The organism is Streptomyces sp. NPDC001822, assembly GCF_042892135.1.
Taxonomy (GTDB): domain Bacteria; phylum Actinomycetota; class Actinomycetes; order Streptomycetales; family Streptomycetaceae; genus Streptomyces.
Genome location: NZ_JBIATW010000011.1, coordinates 49,498 through 66,013, shown reverse-complemented (window position 1 = coordinate 66,013; position 16,516 = coordinate 49,498). Strand labels below are relative to the sequence as shown.

The following is a 16,516-nucleotide window of genomic DNA, read 5'->3' as shown; positions in this document are numbered from 1 at the left end:
CTCCGTTGCCTTCGGGACGCTAGCACGCGGCTTTTTCACCGCGCTGCCCCGCGTCGGACGGCCTCCGCCCCGTGGTGCGGGGCGGAGGCCGTCCGGACCGGTCAGCCGATGCGGGTGAGCTTGTCGCCGAAGCCCGGTTCCGTCATCGCGTCCTGGAGTGCCACGGGCGCCGTGACCTTGCCCGCGCCGGTGCCGACCGTCACCTGTCCGACGACCGTGCCGGCCTTCGCCGCCTGCTGGATCGGCTCGCCGGTGGCGCTCAGGTCGAGCTTCACTTCGAGGCCGCCCCAGCCGACCGCCTTCAGGTCCTTGGTGGCGACCACGGGGGTGTGGACCCCGAAGCCGTTGTCGACGTAGCCGACGACCTGGCCCTTCTTGACGACGGTGGCGGAGTCGACGCCCTTCTGCGCGGCCTGGATCAGCTTGAGGCTGTTCTGTATGGCGCGCTGCAGCTTCGCGTCCAGGGTGCTGTCCACCTCTGCACCCATCACGGCGCCGATGATCCGGCGGGTCTTGCCGTCGACGACCGTCTCGGCGGTCCAGACGAGGTTGCCTCCGGCGGGGGTCGACGAACCGGTCTTGATGCCGCTCACGCCGGGTTCCAGCAGGATGTTGTTGTTGTTGTAGATCGTCTTGCCGATGCCCGGGATGTCGGCCTGCGGCATGTTGACGATCTCGCGGAAGACGTCGTTCTGCGTGACCGCCCTGGCCAGCTTGAGCTGGTCGGCCGGGGTGGACCGGGTGGTGGACTCGAGACCGCTCGGGTCGGTGTAGACCGAGTTCGCCATCCCGAGGTCCTTCGCCGCCGCGTTCATCTTCTCGACGAACGCCTTCTCGGTGGTGGCGTCCCAACGGGCAAGCAGCCGCGCCACGTTGTTGCCGGAGGGGATCATCAGAAGCTGGAGCATCTGACGCTCCGTGTACTTCTGCCCCTCCTTGATCGACGCGGTCGACTCGTCCGGCCGGTTGGCCTCCTCGCCGGCCTTCGCGTCTACCTCGATCTCCTCGCCGTCCTGCTTCCCGGTGATCGGGTGGCCCTTGAGGATCACGTACGCGGTCATGATCTTGGCGACGCTCGCGATGGGCGCGGACTTCTCCTTGCCGTACGAGCCGATCGCACCGACGCCCTCGACCTCGACGGCGCCCTGCCCCTCCTCCGGCCACGGCATGTCCAGCTTGTCGCCCCCGAAGGTGAAGGTCGGGTCGGCGGACAGTGTCAGCGCCGGGTCGGGCAGCGGGCGCACCGCCTGCGCGATCGCAAAGATGATCAGCGCGAGCAGGAGCAGCGGCGTCCAGATCTTGACCCGCCGCACCGCCGTGCGGACAGGGGTCTCCGCGGGCGGCGGGGTGTTCGTCAGCTCGGCCAGCAGGTCGAGCGGCGGCTTCGGCGGCATGGGCTGCTGCCTGGTCCGCTCGGCCTCGGTCAGCGCGGGCCTAGTGCCGGCCGGGGCGGCGGACCCCGACGAGATGTCCGGCGTGACGGTGGGACCGACCACGGGAGGAGCGGGGCGCACGTCGTCGGAGCGCAGCGGTACGAACCTGCTGGTCCGCTCCGCGGGGGTCTCGGGGGCCTTGAAGGGCTGGGGCGCCGCGGGCGTCCCGGTGCCGGCCGCGGAACCGCCCGGGGCGGGCTTGTTCCCGGCCTCCTTCTTCGACGGAAGCTTCAGCGCCGTCGTGGGCTGGTCGACCCGGTCGACGCGAGGCGCCTTGAAGACGGTGGTCGGATGATCGATTCCTCGCTCGCCACCTGCGGAATCGGCCTTCTCGGCCTTCCCCGGCTTGCCGCCCTCCTCCGGCTCCTCCGACTTCCCGGCTTCGTCCGACTTCCCGGCTTCGTCCGACTTCCCGGCCGTCTCCGGCTTCTCCGGCTTCTCGGCCGGGGAGGATTCTTCCCGGCTCTTCGGGACGCGGGGCGCGTCCGCCTTCTCGGCCTCTACGTCGGCCTCGGCTGCGGGCTCGTCTTCGGCCTCAGGCTCGGCAGCGGCTGCGGCGCTCCCGGAGTCGTCGGCATCGGAATCGGCACCTGAGTCGATGCCGGAGTCGGCGGGCGCCTTGTCGTCACCCGCTGCGGACGCTTCGTCCTCAGCGTCCGTGGCATCCGCGGCATCCGTCCGCTTCGCGTTCACGGCCTCGGCGTCGCCGCCGGTGGAGCCCTCCCCGCCTGCGGCTTCGTCGTCGGTCCCGTTCGAGACCCACGCCGCCACGGCGGCGCGCAGCCGGGCGTCGGTCGGGGCGGGACCGGCGGATTCGGCGTCGGACTCCGAAGCGGCGCCCCCCGTCTTCGCCTCGGACTTCGCCTCTGCCTCGGTCTTCGCCTTCGCCTCGGTCTCGTCGTCGGACGTGCCGGACGACGCACCGGACGAATCCGGAGCACCGGCATCCGTCGCGTCCGGCTCCGCCGTGCCGGAATCCGGAGTGTCCGACGCCGCCGCGTCCGTACGCGCCGTGGACGGCTCGGCAGCCTCTCCGGCCCCCTCCTCCGCCTCGGCGGCCTCCTCGGCCTCCCTGCGGGCCGCAGGAGCCTCCGCGGAGCCCTTCGAAGCCTCAAGCGACTCCTCGGACTCCCCGTCGCCCTCGGACTGGGGCGCTGCGGGCGCGGAACCCGCGGCCGGCACGTCTTCCGACGGGTCGGCGTCCGCGGAACGCGGCACGCGGAAGACCGCCGTCTTGCTGTCGGTCCGGCTGTCGGTCCTGCCGTCGGTCCGGCCGTCCGTCTCGCCGTCCGTCCCCGCGCCCGTCGTGCCGCCCCGGGTGGTGCCGCCCGCCGCGGCGACCGGTTCACGGAACACGGCGAGACGCGGATCGCGCTCCTCAGTCGTCCCCGACGACTTCCGCTGCTCCGACTTGTCGGGGGACTCGCCCGCCACCGGATTACCTCCTTGATGAGCGCGGGGTCATGCCCGCACTGTCCGAACCATCTACCAGTGTCCTGTGTGAACCTTTGGCCGAACCGCTAGACGAGAACGACATACCTAACGGTTCCCTCACAAAGCACCCAGGCACCCTCGACAGACCAATGTGAGAGGGGTCACCCTGTCACTCATCCACGCGGGGAGGCATGGATGGGCAGGAGCCGCAGAACGATTCCGGAGGAGCTTCTGCTGCTCGCTCTGGACCCGACCACGGGTACCACAGCGCAGCCGCAGTCGCTCGACCTCGGCCTGGCCGGGGCACAGCTAGTAGAGCTGGCTCTGGCAGGACGGATAGCCCCTGACGGGGATCGTATAGCCGTGGTGATGCCACGGCCGACAGGAGATCCGACTCTGGACTCCGCACTGGAGCTGCTGCGCCGTCGTGGCAGTCCGGTTCGGGCGGTCCACTGGATCGGCGGGCCCCGTTTGGGACTTCGCCAGATCTACCTCGCTCATCTGGAGCGGTGCGGCATGGTGCATGCCGTGGCGGGCCAGATGTGCGGAGTGCTGCCGACGACTCGCTACCAGGCGACGGACACGGCGATCAGCCGCGACATCAGAGCACGGCTGGACAGTGCGATCCGTACCGGTGTACCGCCGGACCCGCGGACCGCGGCGCTCGCCGCACTGGCCCACGCGGTCGGACTCGGCAAGCACCTCTACCCCGGGAACGAGGGGCGCTCGTCGCGCTCCCGGCTCCGGGACCTGATCAGGCACGACCCGATGGGCGGACTCGTGGCGCATGCCGTGATGGACGTCCAGAACGGCGCGGCCGTCCAGCCGCGCCGTAATCAGCAGACGGCGGGCGTGCCGTTGCAGCCGCAAGCGCAGGCGAGTCGCGGCAGCATGGCGCACACCTCCGTGCACTGACCGCGCGCACCCCTCGCGCGGACAACCGAACACTGCCGTACCGACGTCCCCATGACCCGGTCCGGGAGCCGCACCACGCGCGGGGCAGCCGGGTCCACCGGCTGCCCCGCGCGCTTTGGTGTGGCCGTTTCCCAGCGCGCCCGGGTGCGCGGGTGGCAATCTGCTGAGCAGTAGATACGCACAGCTAGAACAGCTGCATAGCCGGAGGTGCCGTTTCCGTGCCGACCAACGTCAATCCCACCGTCAGGCGACGCCGGTTGGGCCAGGAGTTGCGCCGTCTGCGCGAGATCAAGGGCATGACGGCCGAGGAGGTGGCGGAGCGGCTGCTGGTCTCGCAGTCGAAGATCAGCCGCCTGGAGAACGGCCGCCGGTCCATCAGCCAGCGTGACGTCCGCGATCTGTGCGGCGTGTACGAGGTCGAGGACCACCGCGTCGTCGACTCGCTGATGCAGATGGCCAAGGACTCGCGGCAGCAGGGCTGGTGGCACGCGTTCGGCGACATCCCCTACAGCGTGTACATCGGTCTGGAGACGGATGCCGAGTCCCTCCGGGTGTACGAGCCCCAGGTCGTCCCGGGACTCCTCCAGACCCGGGGCTACGCGGAGGCACTGATCACCGGGGCCCTGCCCGAGGCGCCGCCGGCCGACATCGAGAAGCGGGTCAACGTCCGTGCCCGCCGCCAGGACCGCGTCAACGCCCCCGAACACCCGCTGCGCCTCTGGGCCGTCATCGACGAGTCCGCCCTGCGCCGCCGGGTCGGCGGGAAGCAGGTGATGATCGAACAGCTCGAGCACCTCATCGAGCAGTCGCAGCTGCCCCACGTGACGGTGCAGGTCCTGCCCTTCGACATGGGTGCGCACCCGGGCATCAGCGGGCAGTACGCCATCCTGGAATTCCCGGACGCCGCGGACTCCAGCGTCGTGTACATCGAGGGGGTCACCAGCGATCTCTACCTGGAGAAGGCGAACGACGTACAGCGCTACAGCGTCATGTACGAACACTTGCGGGCACAGGCGCTGAATGTGGACCAGACCCGTCAATTCATCGGCGACATCGTGAAGGAGTACACGCGCTGATTCGGCCGCATCGGCCGCCGGAAAACGCCGTTCAGCCGCGGAAGCGACACGTCCGCGATACCACCTGATGTGCGAGAAATGCCGCGATATAAGCGAGGTGGGGGCGGGACGATACACCGCCACCACCTCGCACGGAAGCCCCGAACGGAATATGCCATCCGGTCGAGTGAACGGCCCCACCACCGGAGGATGTTGGCGAGTAGCGTCGATCACGCCAACAGGAACGAAGTTGGTGCCCCTCACACATCAACTCACGGACACCGGAGTGAACATGGCTATTCTTCAGGGTGCTACGGAAAACTGGACGAAGTCGTCGTACTCCGGCGGCAACGGAGCCTGCGTCGAGGTGAAGTCACCCGTCACCCAGGCCATCGCCGTGCGTGACTCGAAGGCCCCCGAAGGCCCTTCGATCAGCTTCGTGTCCGGGGCATGGAACACCTTCGTCCGCGACGTCGCCTCGGGTTCGATCAACGCCTGATCGACCCACCGCCCCGCGCACCGCAATCGGGTCCGCATCCGGGTCCGTATCCGGTCGCGTCCAGTCCTCACGCGCGGCCCTCAGGAGCCCTCTCGACCGGCTTCGCCGTCCTGGCCGAGGGGGCCCTCGCCCGCACAGGACCCGGCGCCGCCGACGTGTCCCCTGCGCGGGGGCGTCGGTGGTGCGCCCGGCCGGTGTCAACAGCGCCCGGGCGTCGCGTGGTTCAGCTCTCCCTCTTCTCCGGCCGCACGGGACCCGCATCCCGTGCGGCCGTTCTGCGTTCTCGGGCATTCCTGCATGGCGTGGGTCTCCGCACAGCCTGACGAAGTGCCCGCTCATCGTGTGGCCGTGGTCACGTTCACGACAACGCCCCACAAGGTCAAGAACGAGTAAAATCGTTCGACTTACTGATCCGTGTTCACATCCCTGATCGCGGGGACCTTGACCGAGGCCCCGGACAGGCGGTTCAATCCCCGAAGTCCCCGTTCCCGCACGGGGCCACCGCTGAACGGCCGTACTGACGAAGTGCGTTCCCGTTCACAAGGCGGACCCCTGGAGGGGGCACATGAACAGTCTCGACTGGGCCGTGCTCATCGGATACTTCGGTGTGATGGTCGCGATCGGACTCTGGTCGCACAAGCGCGTGGACAACGTCAGCGACTTCTTCACGGCCGGCGGCAAGATGCCCTGGTGGCTGTCGGGCATCTCGCACCACATGTCCGGCTACAGCGCGGTGATGTTCACCGGCTACGCCGGAATCGCCTACCAGTACGGCGTCACGTCGTTCGTGACCTGGTCCCTGCCGATCGCGATCGGTATCGGCATCGGGGCGAAGCTCTTCGCGCCCCGGCTCAACCGGCTGCGCTCCCGGCTGCACGTCGCGTCGCCGCTCGAATATCTGAAGAACCGCTACAACATCCAGACGCAGCAGGCCCTGGCCTGGTCGGGTCTGCTGCTGAAGATCGTGGACGTCGGCGCCAAGTGGGCCGCCATCGCGACCCTGCTCTCCGTCTTCACGGGCATGAGCCTGACCCAGGGCATCTTCATCACGGGCACCATCACCGCCGTGTACTGCACGGTCGGCGGACTGTGGGCCGACGCCCTCACCGAGCTGGGGCAGTTCGTCATCCAGCTCTTCGCGGGTCTGACGATGCTGTTCATCGCGATGAGCGAGCTGGGCGGCTTCAGCTCCCTGTGGACCGTCTGGGACAAGCTGCCCGAGGGCCACACCGACCCGACGGCGGGTCCGTACACCGTGACGTTCCTGCTCGCCTATCTCTTCATCAAGACATTCGAGTACAACGGCGGCATGTGGAACCAGGCCCAGCGCTACATGGCCACGGACTCCGCCCGGTCGGCGACCCGCTCGGCCCGCCTCTCGGCCCTGCTGTGGCTGGTCTGGCCCGCGGTGCTCTTCTTCCCGATGTGGGTCGCCCCGCTGCTCGTCGAGGCCAAGAAGCCCGACGCGTCGGACAGTTACGCCCTGATGACCGAGCAGCTGCTGCCGCACGGGCTGCTCGGCCTGGTCGTCGTCGGGTTCTTCAGCCACACGATGGCCATGTGCTCCTCCGACGCCAACGCCATCTCCGCCGTCTTCACCCGGGACATCGCGCCCGTCCTCTCCAAGGCCGCCCGGACCTGGAGCAACCGCAGTGGCCTGCTCGCCGCCCGGCTGTCCACGCTCGCCTTCCTCGGACTGTCGATGGCCCTGGCGACCCAGATCAACTCGCCGACGTTCAAGGACATCATCACGGTCGTCATCAAGTGGGTGGCGGGCCTGATGGGCCCGATCGCGATCCCCTTCATGCTCGGCCTGCTGCGCGGGTTCCGCCGGTCCGGCCCGACGGCGGCGCTCACCAGCTGGGCGGCGGGCCTGCTCGCCTTCTTCTTCACCAACTACAACCTCGACGGTTCGGTGAAGACGGACGTCGCGCTGCAGTACCAGGTGGCGCTGCCCCTGGCCATCTCGCTGGTGCTCTACATCGTCATCGGCTTCATCAAGCCCGAGGACACCCCGGAGCGCGACGCCCTCATCGAGGTGATCAACACGGACGGCGGCGGTCCCGCGGGCACAGCCGCCACCGCAGGCGTCCCCGCGCAGAAGACGGGCCCGGAGGGGACCGGCGTTCCCGAGGGCGCGAGGGACTGACGGCCCTCCCGCGACACGTGGCTCAACGGGGCAAGGGACGGCGGGCGGGCGCGGCGGCGTCCGCCCGCCTCCGGCGTCCCGGGGGACGCCCCCGCCCGTCTCAGTCCCTCGGGTAGCGGGCCACCCAGCCGGGAGCGACCGCGGTCGGGCTGTGCAGGGCGGGCCCCTGGGTCATCTCCATCGCGAAGTCGTCGGCGAGTTCCAGGAGGGTGGAGCGCCCCTCCAGTTCGGCCAGCCAGGCGGGCGGCAGCGCCGTCTCACCGTGCAGCGCCCCCAGCAGCGCCCCGCAGACGGAGCCGGTGGCCGCGGAGGGGCCGGAGTGGTTCACGGCCAGCCGCAGCCCGTGCCGCACGTCCTCGCCGACCAGCGCGCAGTACAGCCCGACCGCCAGGACCTCCTCCGCCGAGTCGGTGTCACCGAGCGCCTCTATGAGCGCGGGCCCGGGAATCCCCTGCCGTACGGAGCCGAGTGCCTGGCGGAGCGCGTCGGTCACCTGCTCGTTGCCCGGCCGCTCGGCCAGCAGCGCGAGCGTGTGCTGCACGGACCCGTCCAGGGTCTCCCCCCGGGCGAGTCCGTGCACGAGCAGGGCGAGCGCGCCTGCGGAGAGCTGGGCGGTGGCGTGCCCGTGGGTCTGGGCGGCGCACTCGACGGCGAGCTGGAGGACGAGCTGCGGCTCCCAGCCGACGAGCAGGCCGAACGGAGCGGACCGGGTGAGCGCGGCGGAATCGCGTGCGGACGGGTTCTTGGGCACGGTCAGGGTGCCCATGGTGGCGTCCCCGAAGCCGATCAGGCATTCACGGGTCGGGGCACGGCGGGCGTAGAGCCACTCCTCCCTGGCCAGCCAGCCGTTGTCCTTGCGGCGCTCGTCCGGCCCCCAGGCGCTCTGCGTGGCCGCCCAGCGCAGGTGCGCGCGGTACACGTCGGTGGGCGGGTGCCAGGCGCCGGTGTCCCGGCGGACCTGCGCCCTGATGAGCCCGTCGACGGTGAAGAGGGTCAGCTGGGTGACCGCGGTGACGGCACCGCGCCGTCCGTGCGCGGGGACGAAGTCCACGACCCCGTCGACCCCGTGGGCGGCGCGGATCTCCTCCAGGGTCAGGCGGGCGACACCGGCCCCTATGGCGTCTCCGATGGCACCGCCGAGCAGGGCGCCGCGCACCCGGCTGCGAAAGTCCTGTTGTTCGGCACGGCCCCAGACAGCTGTGGTCCCAGTGCTCACCGCGCCCCTTCCTCAACGAATACCGGCGTGCGACCGCGCAAGCACTGTAATCGAACGGAATGGGGTGTCTCAGGGGTCGAACGGAATGTACTCAGTAACTCCTCAGATCCCTTTTGAAAGCCATTCCTCAGGGTTTTCCGGATGTCCTCCCTTCTCTGCAGTGCGCGACGCGCAGTACGTCCCGCAATGATTCGGCGGTCCGTGTGAGGGCGAACCGCACCGCCGCCTCCCCGGCGGCCGTGTCCGCGAGAACGGCCTCCGCGCCGCCGAGTACCGCTTCCGCGCAGGAGAGGAGTTCCGCCTCGACCTCGTCGGCGAGGCTGGACAGCATGCCGCCGGGCCGGTCGGTGCTCAGATAACAGGGCTTGCCCTCGGGGGAGTTCCAGGGCAGCAGGCGAAGGGGGGATTCGTCCACGGGCATGCCTCACAGGTGTCGGCGACGGCGGGGTGCGCTCCGGTGGCGGTGCCGTGCGGTGCGGTGCCGCCGGCGTCCACGTGACTCCTACCACCGAGTGATGCTCACCTTTCGTGTTCCGATGATCACCCTCTGCGCGTAGCCTCGGAAGGGGCGCCCGATTGCCGGCGCACGGGACAACGGGAGGACCGCGATGACCGCTCAGCCGGCCGACGTGGACGAGGAGTCGGGGCGCGCCGCTCTGGGCCGTGCCCTGAGGTATCTGCGGGAGCGGTCGGGGAAGTCCCTGGGCCGCCTCGCGGAGGAGACGCGGTACGACAAGAGCTATCTGTACCGGCTGGAGACCGGTCAGCGGCTGTCCAAGCTCGCGGTGATGGAGGACCTGGACCGGCATTACGAGTCCGACGGCCTGCTGGTCCAGTTGTGGAAGGCCGCTCGCCGGGAGGTGTTCAAGGACAAGTACAAGGAGTTCATGCGCCTGGAGCCGACCGCCCGGATCATGCACGTGTTCACCCTCGGGATCCCGGGCCTGCTGCAGACGGAGGACGTCGCCCGCACCTCGTTGTCCGGCGCCCAGGCAACGGAGGCGGACGCCGAGCTGGTGGAGGAACAGGTCGTCGCGCGGATGGGACGGCAGCAGCTGCTGCACCGCAGGCCGGCCCCGTCGGTCCGGATCATCATCGACGAATACGCCTTGCGCCGCCCCGTGCCGGACGCCAAGGTGTGGCAGGACCAGCTGACACATCTGGTCGACACGGCCGAACTGCCCTCACTGGTCCTCCAGGTGCTGCCGTTCTCGGCGGGAGCCCACCACCTGATGGACGGCTCGCTGACGCTGCTCTGGCAGGAGGACGGGGCGTCGGTCGCCTACACGGAGGGCAACGGATGCGCCGAGCTCATCGAGGAACCGGCAGCGGTCACGCGCTACCGGCTGTCCTACGATCGCCTCCGGGACCGGGCGCTGCCCCCGCCGGAGTCCATCGGGTTCATCAGGGGCGTCCTGGAGGAGCAGACATCATGAGCCGTATCCCCGACCTCTCCACCACGGCCTGGCGCAAGTCCAGCTACAGCGACGGTGGAGCCAACAACTGCCTCGAAGTCGCGGACGGCTTTCCGGGGCTCGTGCCCGTCCGCGACAGCAAGGCACCCGCCGGACCCGCCCTCCTCGTGAGCGCCCCCGCCTGGACGGACTTCGTCACCTTCGTCGCCGGGCTCTGAACCGGCGGCCCGCACGGCTGCCGGACGGCCCTCCCCGTCCGACGGGTGGCGCGGACGGGGAGAGCGAGGACGGTCAGCCCGGCAGGACCGGAAGCAGTTCCGGCAGGTGTCCGTCCGACGCGGCCGCGGCGTCGACGCGCTCCTGGGGCACCTCGCCGTACAGCGTCGTGCGGGGCTTCGCCGGGCGGCCGGCGAGGTCGGCGATGGCCACGAGGTCCTGGACCGACCGGTAGGAGCCGTAACTCGATCCGGCCATACGGGAGATGGTCTCCTCCATCAGGGTCCCGCCGAGGTCGTTCGCGCCCGAGCGCAGCATCTCGGCCGCGCCCTCCGCCCCCAGCTTCACCCAGCTGGTCTGGATGTTGGTGATGTGCGGGTGGAGCAGCAGCCGGGCCATCGCCGTCACGGCGCGGTTGTCCCGGTCGGTGGGGCCGGGGCGGGCGATGCCGGCGAGGTACACCGGGGCGTTGGTGTGGATGAAGGGCAGGGTGACGAACTCGGTGAAGCCGCCGGTCTCCTGCTGGAGCCGGGCCAGCGTCCTGAAGTGGCCGAGCCAGTGGCGGGGCTGGTCGACATGGCCGTACATCATCGTGGACGAGGAGCGCAGGCCCGTCTCGTGCGCGGTCCTGATGACCTCCAGCCAGGTGGCGGTGGGCAGCTTTCCCTTGGTGAGGACCCAGCGGACCTCGTCGTCGAGGATCTCGGCGGCCGTACCGGGGATCGAGTCGAGCCCGGCCTCCTTGGCCGAGGTCAGCCAGTCACGGATCGACAGGCCGGTGCGGGTCGCGCCGTTGACGACCTCCATCGGCGAGAAGGCGTGGACGTGCATCCCGGGCACGCGCTCCTTCACGGCGCGCGCGATGTCGAAGTACGCCGTGCCGGGCAGATCGGGGTGGATGCCGCCCTGCATGCAGACCTCGACCGCGCCGACGTCCCAGGCCTGCGCGGCACGGTCGGCGACCTGGTCGAGCGAGAGGGTGTAGGCGTCGGCGTCCGTGCGGCGCTGGGCGAAGGCGCAGAAGCGGCAGCCGGTGTAGCAGACGTTGGTGAAGTTGATGTTCCTGGTGACGACGTAGGTGACGTCGTCACCGACCACGTCACGGCGCAGGGTGTCCGCGATCCGGCACAGCTCGTCGAGCGCCGGCCCGTCCGCGTGGAGCAGGGCGAGGGCCTGGTCGTCGGTGAGCTTCGTGGGGTCGTCGGCGGCCTGGCTCAGCGCCTGGCGTACGTCGGCGTCGATGCGCGACGGGACCATGCCGGGCGCCGCGGCCTCGCGCAGGGCCTCCCAGTCGCCGTACACCTCGTCGAAGTCGTCGCGCCGGTCCCCGGTGCGGCCGTCGGTGTCGATGGTGCGGTGCAGGTCGGTGCGTCCCGAGGCGTTGAAGCCCTCGTCGGGCTCCTGCCAGGGCAGCCCCACCGGGATCGCGCCCTCCTTCGCCAGCCCCGTCTCCGGGTCGGCGAGCGCCCGCACGTGCGGGAGGAGACGCGGGTCGAGCCACGGCTCACCGCGCTGGATGAACTCGGGGTAGATGGTGAGGCGTTCCCGGAGCGTGAAGCCGGACTCGGCGGTGCGGGCGGCCAGTTCGTCGATGTGCGGCCAGGGACGTTCGGGGTTGACGTGGTCCGGGGTCAGCGGCGAGACGCCGCCCCAGTCGTCGATGCCCGCCCCGATCAGCAGGGCGTATTCGGCGTCCACGAGGTTCGGCGGGGCCTGGATGCGGGCCGAGGGGCCGAGGATGTGGCGGGCGACGGCGATCGCGGCGGCCAGCTCCTCCAGTTCGGCGTCCGGCATGCCGCGCATCGCGGTGTCCGGCTTGGCACGGAAGTTCTGGACGATGACCTCCTGGACGCCGTGGTAGGCCCGGGCGGTCTTGCGCAGTTCGAAGAGGGAGTCGGCGCGCTCCTCGTAGGACTCGCCGATGCCGATCAGGATGCCCGTGGTGAACGGCACGTTGGAGCGCCCGGCGTCCTGGAGCACCCGCAGCCGGACCGCCGGCTCCTTGTCCGGGGAGCCGTAGTGGGGGCCGCCCTTCACGGACCACAGCCGGGTCGCCGTCGTCTCCAGCATCATGCCCATGGACGGGGCGACCGGCTTCAGCCGCTGCAGGTCCGTCCACGTCATCACCCCCGGGTTCAGGTGCGGCAGCAGCCCCGTCTCCTCCAGCACCCGGATGGCCATGGCCCGTACGTAGGCCAGGGTGTCGTCGTAGCCCTCCGCCTCCAGCCACTCCCGCGCTTCGGGCCAGCGGTCCTCAGGCCGGTCCCCGAGCGTGAACAGCGCTTCCTTGCAGCCCATGTCGGCACCCTTGCGGGCGATGTCGAGGACCTCGTCCGGGGAGAGGAACATGCCGTGGCCCGCCTTGCGGAGCTTGCCGGGCACGGTCACGAAGGTGCAGTAGTGGCACGTGTCCCGGCAGAGCCGCGTCAAGGGGATGAAGACCTTGCGGGAATAGGTGATCACTCCGGGACGCCCCGCGGCTTCCAGCCCGGCGTCGCGCACCCGGGCGGCGGACGCGGCGAGATCGGTGAGGTCCTCCCCCCGCGCCTGCAGCAGTACGGCGGCCTCCGCCACGTCGAGGGCGACACCGTCGCGCGCCCGCCTCAGGGCGCGCCGCATGGCGTTGGTCGTGGGGCGCTGGGGATCGGTCATGGACCGAGCATACGAGCGCGGCACCCGGTCCGGACCGGGGCCTCTGCCCGATGGAACCACCCGCCCGCTGCTGGCGCCTTGGCCGGTATGTCCCACTTGACCCGTAGGCTCGGAGGGGTGATGGAAACGATCGTCTTCGACATCGGAGAGACCCTCGTCCGCGACGACCGCCACTGGGCCTCCTGGGCCGACTGGCTCGGGGTCCCGCCGCACACCGTCAGCGCCCTGGTGGGCGCCGCGGTCGTACAGGGCCGCGACCGCACCGACGCGCTGCGCATCCTGCGGCCCGACATGGACGTCGAAGAGGCGGCCCACGCCCGCACGGCGGCCGGGCGCGGCGAGCACCTCGACGAGACCGACCTCTACCCCGACGTCCGTCCGGCACTCGCCGAACTGCGCGCGCTCGGCCTGCGGGTGGTGATCGCGGGCGACCGGTCGGTACGCGCCGGGCAGTTGCTGCGGGCCCTGGACCTGCCGGCCGACCTGGTCGTCACGTCACAGGAGTGGGGGGTGGACAAACCCGACCGGGAGTTCTTCGACCGCGTGCTGGAGGTGTCGGGCGCGGCCCCGGAGGCCACGCTCTACGTCGGCGACCACCCTGCCGACGACCTGTTCCCCGCGAAGTCCTCGGGACTGCGGACGGCCCACATCCGCCGCGGCCCCTACGGGCACTGGTGGGCGGACCACCCGGACGTCCTGGACACGGCGGACTGGCGCATCGACTCCCTGACGGAGCTCCCCGCCCTGCTGGGTGCCCAGGAGCGGCGCACCCGCCTGGTCCTGGCCCCGCGCCCCGAGGAGCCGGGGGCCTGAGCCGGACCCCGTGCCCGGAACACGTCCGCCCGCCCGGTGCTGACCGGGCGGGCGGACGAACGCGTCGGACGGGCGGGGCTACTTCCCCAGCACCGCCTTCATCACGCTGCGGGCGATCGGGGCGCCGAGGCGGCCACCCGAGATGTCGGAGCGGGAGATGTCCATCGCCGTCGGGTCGATGAAGACCGCGACCGCGACGGCCCGGCCGTCGGGGTTCTTGCCGTACGAGACGAACCAGCCGTACGGCACCTCCTTGGTCACGTCGTTGCCGCGCTGCGCCGTGCCGGTCTTTCCGCCCACCGTCACACCGTCGATCAGGGCGCGCTGGGCGCTGCCCTCCTTGGCGGTGAACTCCATCATCTCCTGGACCTTCTTGGCCGTCTCCTCGGAGACCGCCTGGCTCATCAGCTTCGGCTCGTGCTGCTCCAGCGTGGAGACGTCCGGCCCCTCCAGCTTGTCGACGATGTAGGGCTGCATCAGCTTGCCGTTGTTGGCGAGGGCGGCCGTCACCATCGCCATCTGCATCGGGGTGCTCGTGAGGCTTCCCTGCCCCATGCCGGTGAGAGCCGTGCCGGGCTTGTCCAGCTCCGCCGGGTAGAGGCTCTTGGTGGCGAGCATGTCGCCGAACTCCTCCGAGTAGACGTCCTCGTTGAAGCCGAACTTCTCCGCCGTCTCCCGCATCTTGTCGTCGCCGAGCTTGGACGCCATGTCGAGGAAGACGTTGTTGCAGGAGTACTGCATGGCCGTCTTCAGCGAGGCCTTGTTGCACACGGCGTCACCGGCCTCGCTGCCGATCTTGTTCGAGGACAGCGGCAGCGGATACGGCGAGACGGCGTCGGTCCTGGCGTCGACGTCGCTGACGATGCCGTGCTCCAGGGCCGCCGTGGCGGTGAGGATCTTGAAGGTGGATCCGGGCGGGAAGGTCTCCCGCAGCGGGCGGTTCGCCAGCGGCTTGCTCTTGGCGTCCACCAGCGCCTGGAACCTGTCGCCCTCCTTGAAGGAGTTGCCCGCGAAGACCGAGGGGTCGTACGAGGGGGTCGACACCAGCGCCAGCACCTTGCCGGTCGCGGGGTCGAGCGCGACGACCGCGCCACGGGCGTCGAGGTCGCTCAGTCCCTTGTAGGCCGCTTCCTGCGCCTTGGGGTCGATCGTCGTGATGACGTTGCCGCCGTGCCGGGGCTCACCGGTGAGGATGTCCTTGGCGTGCCGGAAGGCGAACCGCTCGTCCTGGCCGCTGAGGATGCTGTCGTACGTCTTTTCCAGGAGTGACATGCCCTGGGCCTGGGACGCGTAGCCGGTGACGGGGGCGTACATCGGGCCGTTCTTGAAGGTGCGCTGGTACTTGAAGTCGGTACCCGAGACCTCCTTGGACCCGGTGATCGCCTTGCCGCCCACGATGATGTCGCCCCGCGGCGTCGCGAACTGGGTGATCTTCACCCTGCGGTTGAACTCGTGCCCGGCCAGTTCCTCACTCTTGGCGAACTGGAGCCAGTTGGTACGGATCAGCAGAGCCAGCATCAGGATTCCGCAGAAGATGGCTATGTGCCGCAAGGGTCTGTTCATCGAGCTCCCGCTCCCCGGCAGCCGGGCACACGCGCGCAGGCCGCTCCATCGATGTCCGTAAGCAAAAGATGCGATTCCGGCGCCCGTGGTTGCACTCCGGGTGGCGCTCCACGCCGCCGGCCGTCACTACAGGTGCGCCGCATAGGCGTCCAGTGCCCGCAGGACCTCGGGCTCATCCGCCGGGGGCAGCTGCAGGACGACCTCCTCGACACCCAGGTCCGCGTAGTACGCCAGCTTGCCGGGGGTCGGCACGACGGCGTACGGCACCACCTGGAGGTGCTTCGGGTCACGGCCCGCGTCCTCCCACGCCGTGCGCAGCGCGGGAATCGACTCCGCCAGACCGCGCCCGCCGATCGGCAGCCAGCCGTCCGCGTCCCGGGCGATCTGCGCGAAGAGCTTGGGGCCCGCCGCCCCGCCGATCAGGGTGCGGGGGCCGTTCACCGGCCCGCGCGGCCGCTGCACGGGCTTCGGATAGGCGTGGCTGGCCCGGACGGAGCCGAACTCCCCGTCGTACGCGGTGGGTTCGTCCGCCCACAGGGCTCGCATCAGGGCCAGCCGGTCGCTGCCGAGCGCGCGCCGAGTCGACCACTCCACACCGTGGTCCGCCGCCTCCTCCACGTTCCAGCCGAAGCCGACGCCGAGCGTGAAGCGGCCACCCGAGAGGTGGTCGAGCGTGGCGGCCTGCTTCGCCAGGTCGATGGGGTCGTGCTGCGCGACCAGCGTGATGCCGGTGCCGAGGGCCAGCCGCTCGGTGACGGCCGCCGCCTGCCCCAGTGCGACGAAGGGGTCGAGGGTGCGCCCGTATTCGGCCGGCAGGTCGCCGCCCGCCGGGTAGGGCGTGTCCCGGCTCACCGGGATGTGGGTGTGTTCGGGCAGGTAGAGCCCGTCGAATCCCCGCTGCTCCAGCTCGCGCGCGAGCCGGACCGGCGTGATCGTCTCGTCGGTGAGGAAGATCGTTGTGGCGATCCGCATGCGAGGCACCTCCGTCGTCGTCCGTGACGGCTCCAAGGTATGCGGTACGACGGGTGGTTGAGCCCACTCCGAAAAGATCTTGGCCGGGTTTCACGCACAACTCGCCGCACACAGGCTCCTGGAGCGGAAAACTCAGGGTGTCCTGAGTCGCAGTTCGTCCGGCTCTTCGTCATCGGGGACGGCT

General features: G+C 70.3%; 13 protein-coding genes. 7 read left to right on the top strand and 6 right to left on the bottom strand.

Going from position 1 to position 16,516, the window contains the following annotated elements:
* Nucleotides 1-101 precede the first annotated feature (101 nt).
* Entirely contained in the window at nt 102-2,867 is a 2,766-nt protein-coding gene (locus tag ACFYY2_RS24150) for a D-alanyl-D-alanine carboxypeptidase (RefSeq protein WP_388746229.1), read from the bottom strand.
* A gap of 195 nt (nt 2,868-3,062) precedes the next feature.
* Here ACFYY2_RS24150 and ACFYY2_RS24145 point away from each other — a divergent pair, with 195 nt between their 5' ends.
* The 4 genes from ACFYY2_RS24145 to ACFYY2_RS24130 all read left to right on the top strand — a co-directional run bounded on the left by ACFYY2_RS24145 (nt 3,063) and on the right by ACFYY2_RS24130 (nt 7,485).
* A complete protein-coding gene (locus ACFYY2_RS24145; protein WP_388746227.1) occupies nt 3,063-3,782 on the top strand; it encodes a GPP34 family phosphoprotein in 720 nt (239 codons plus the stop codon).
* Between the two features lie 218 nt (nt 3,783-4,000).
* Nucleotides 4,001-4,858, top strand: a complete 858-nt coding sequence (locus ACFYY2_RS24140) for a helix-turn-helix domain-containing protein (RefSeq protein ID WP_388746225.1) — start codon at nt 4,001-4,003, stop codon at nt 4,856-4,858.
* 271 nt (nt 4,859-5,129) lie between these two features.
* Nucleotides 5,130-5,336 (top strand): DUF397 domain-containing protein, encoded by a 207-nt coding sequence (locus tag ACFYY2_RS24135; RefSeq protein ID WP_388746223.1) that lies wholly within the window; start codon nt 5,130-5,132, stop codon nt 5,334-5,336.
* A 565-nt stretch (nt 5,337-5,901) separates the two neighbouring features.
* Nucleotides 5,902-7,485 carry a sodium:solute symporter family protein gene (locus ACFYY2_RS24130; protein WP_388746221.1) on the top strand — a complete coding sequence of 528 codons (1,584 nt, stop codon included), beginning with the start codon at nt 5,902-5,904 and terminating at the stop codon, nt 7,483-7,485.
* A gap of 100 nt (nt 7,486-7,585) precedes the next feature.
* On the opposite strand, the gene ACFYY2_RS24125 is transcribed toward ACFYY2_RS24130, so the two are convergent.
* Both ACFYY2_RS24125 and ACFYY2_RS24120 read right to left on the bottom strand, forming a co-directional pair.
* Nucleotides 7,586-8,701, bottom strand: a complete 1,116-nt coding sequence (locus ACFYY2_RS24125) for an ADP-ribosylglycohydrolase family protein (RefSeq protein WP_388746219.1) — start codon at nt 8,699-8,701, stop codon at nt 7,586-7,588.
* Between the two features lie 127 nt (nt 8,702-8,828).
* Nucleotides 8,829-9,116 carry a hypothetical protein gene (locus tag ACFYY2_RS24120; protein ID WP_388746217.1) on the bottom strand — a complete coding sequence of 96 codons (288 nt, stop codon included), beginning with the start codon at nt 9,114-9,116 and terminating at the stop codon, nt 8,829-8,831.
* A gap of 193 nt (nt 9,117-9,309) precedes the next feature.
* On the opposite strand from ACFYY2_RS24120, the gene ACFYY2_RS24115 reads away from it, so the two are divergent.
* Nucleotides 9,310-10,137 (top strand): helix-turn-helix domain-containing protein, encoded by an 828-nt coding sequence (locus ACFYY2_RS24115; protein ID WP_388746215.1) that lies wholly within the window; start codon nt 9,310-9,312, stop codon nt 10,135-10,137.
* Entirely contained in the window at nt 10,134-10,334 is a 201-nt protein-coding gene (locus ACFYY2_RS24110; RefSeq protein ID WP_388746211.1) for a DUF397 domain-containing protein, read from the top strand. Before ACFYY2_RS24115 ends, ACFYY2_RS24110 begins: the two co-directional genes overlap by 4 nt.
* A gap of 73 nt (nt 10,335-10,407) precedes the next feature.
* Here the strand turns inward: ACFYY2_RS24110 and ACFYY2_RS24105 are convergent, their stop codons facing one another.
* Nucleotides 10,408-12,984: a bifunctional FO biosynthesis protein CofGH gene (locus tag ACFYY2_RS24105; protein ID WP_388746206.1), complete on the bottom strand. Its 2,577-nt coding sequence runs from the start codon at nt 12,982-12,984 to the stop codon at nt 10,408-10,410.
* Nucleotides 12,985-13,104: 120 nt separating this feature from the next.
* On the opposite strand from ACFYY2_RS24105, the gene ACFYY2_RS24100 reads away from it, so the two are divergent.
* Nucleotides 13,105-13,797 carry an HAD family hydrolase gene (locus tag ACFYY2_RS24100; RefSeq protein ID WP_388746588.1) on the top strand — a complete coding sequence of 231 codons (693 nt, stop codon included), beginning with the start codon at nt 13,105-13,107 and terminating at the stop codon, nt 13,795-13,797.
* Nucleotides 13,798-13,875: 78 nt separating this feature from the next.
* Here ACFYY2_RS24100 and ACFYY2_RS24095 read toward each other — a convergent pair whose 3' ends face one another.
* Nucleotides 13,876-15,360 carry a peptidoglycan D,D-transpeptidase FtsI family protein gene (locus ACFYY2_RS24095; protein WP_388746202.1) on the bottom strand — a complete coding sequence of 495 codons (1,485 nt, stop codon included), beginning with the start codon at nt 15,358-15,360 and terminating at the stop codon, nt 13,876-13,878.
* A 126-nt stretch (nt 15,361-15,486) separates the two neighbouring features.
* Nucleotides 15,487-16,332: an LLM class F420-dependent oxidoreductase gene (locus ACFYY2_RS24090; protein WP_388746197.1), complete on the bottom strand. Its 846-nt coding sequence runs from the start codon at nt 16,330-16,332 to the stop codon at nt 15,487-15,489.
* Nucleotides 16,333-16,516 lie beyond the last annotated feature (184 nt).

Coding starts and splice junctions, on each gene's coding strand:
- ACFYY2_RS24145 (WP_388746227.1), top strand. CDS start 3,063: ATGGGCAGGAGCCGCAGAACGATTCCGGAGGAGCTTCTGCTGCTCGCT.
- ACFYY2_RS24135 (WP_388746223.1), top strand. CDS start 5,130: ATGGCTATTCTTCAGGGTGCTACGGAAAACTGGACGAAGTCGTCGTAC.
- ACFYY2_RS24130 (WP_388746221.1), top strand. CDS start 5,902: ATGAACAGTCTCGACTGGGCCGTGCTCATCGGATACTTCGGTGTGATG.
- ACFYY2_RS24115 (WP_388746215.1), top strand. CDS start 9,310: ATGACCGCTCAGCCGGCCGACGTGGACGAGGAGTCGGGGCGCGCCGCT.
- ACFYY2_RS24110 (WP_388746211.1), top strand. CDS start 10,134: ATGAGCCGTATCCCCGACCTCTCCACCACGGCCTGGCGCAAGTCCAGC.
- ACFYY2_RS24105 (WP_388746206.1), bottom strand. CDS start 12,984: ATGACCGATCCCCAGCGCCCCACGACCAACGCCATGCGGCGCGCCCTG.
- ACFYY2_RS24100 (WP_388746588.1), top strand. CDS start 13,105: ATGGAAACGATCGTCTTCGACATCGGAGAGACCCTCGTCCGCGACGAC.
- ACFYY2_RS24095 (WP_388746202.1), bottom strand. CDS start 15,360: ATGAACAGACCCTTGCGGCACATAGCCATCTTCTGCGGAATCCTGATG.
- ACFYY2_RS24090 (WP_388746197.1), bottom strand. CDS start 16,332: ATGCGGATCGCCACAACGATCTTCCTCACCGACGAGACGATCACGCCG.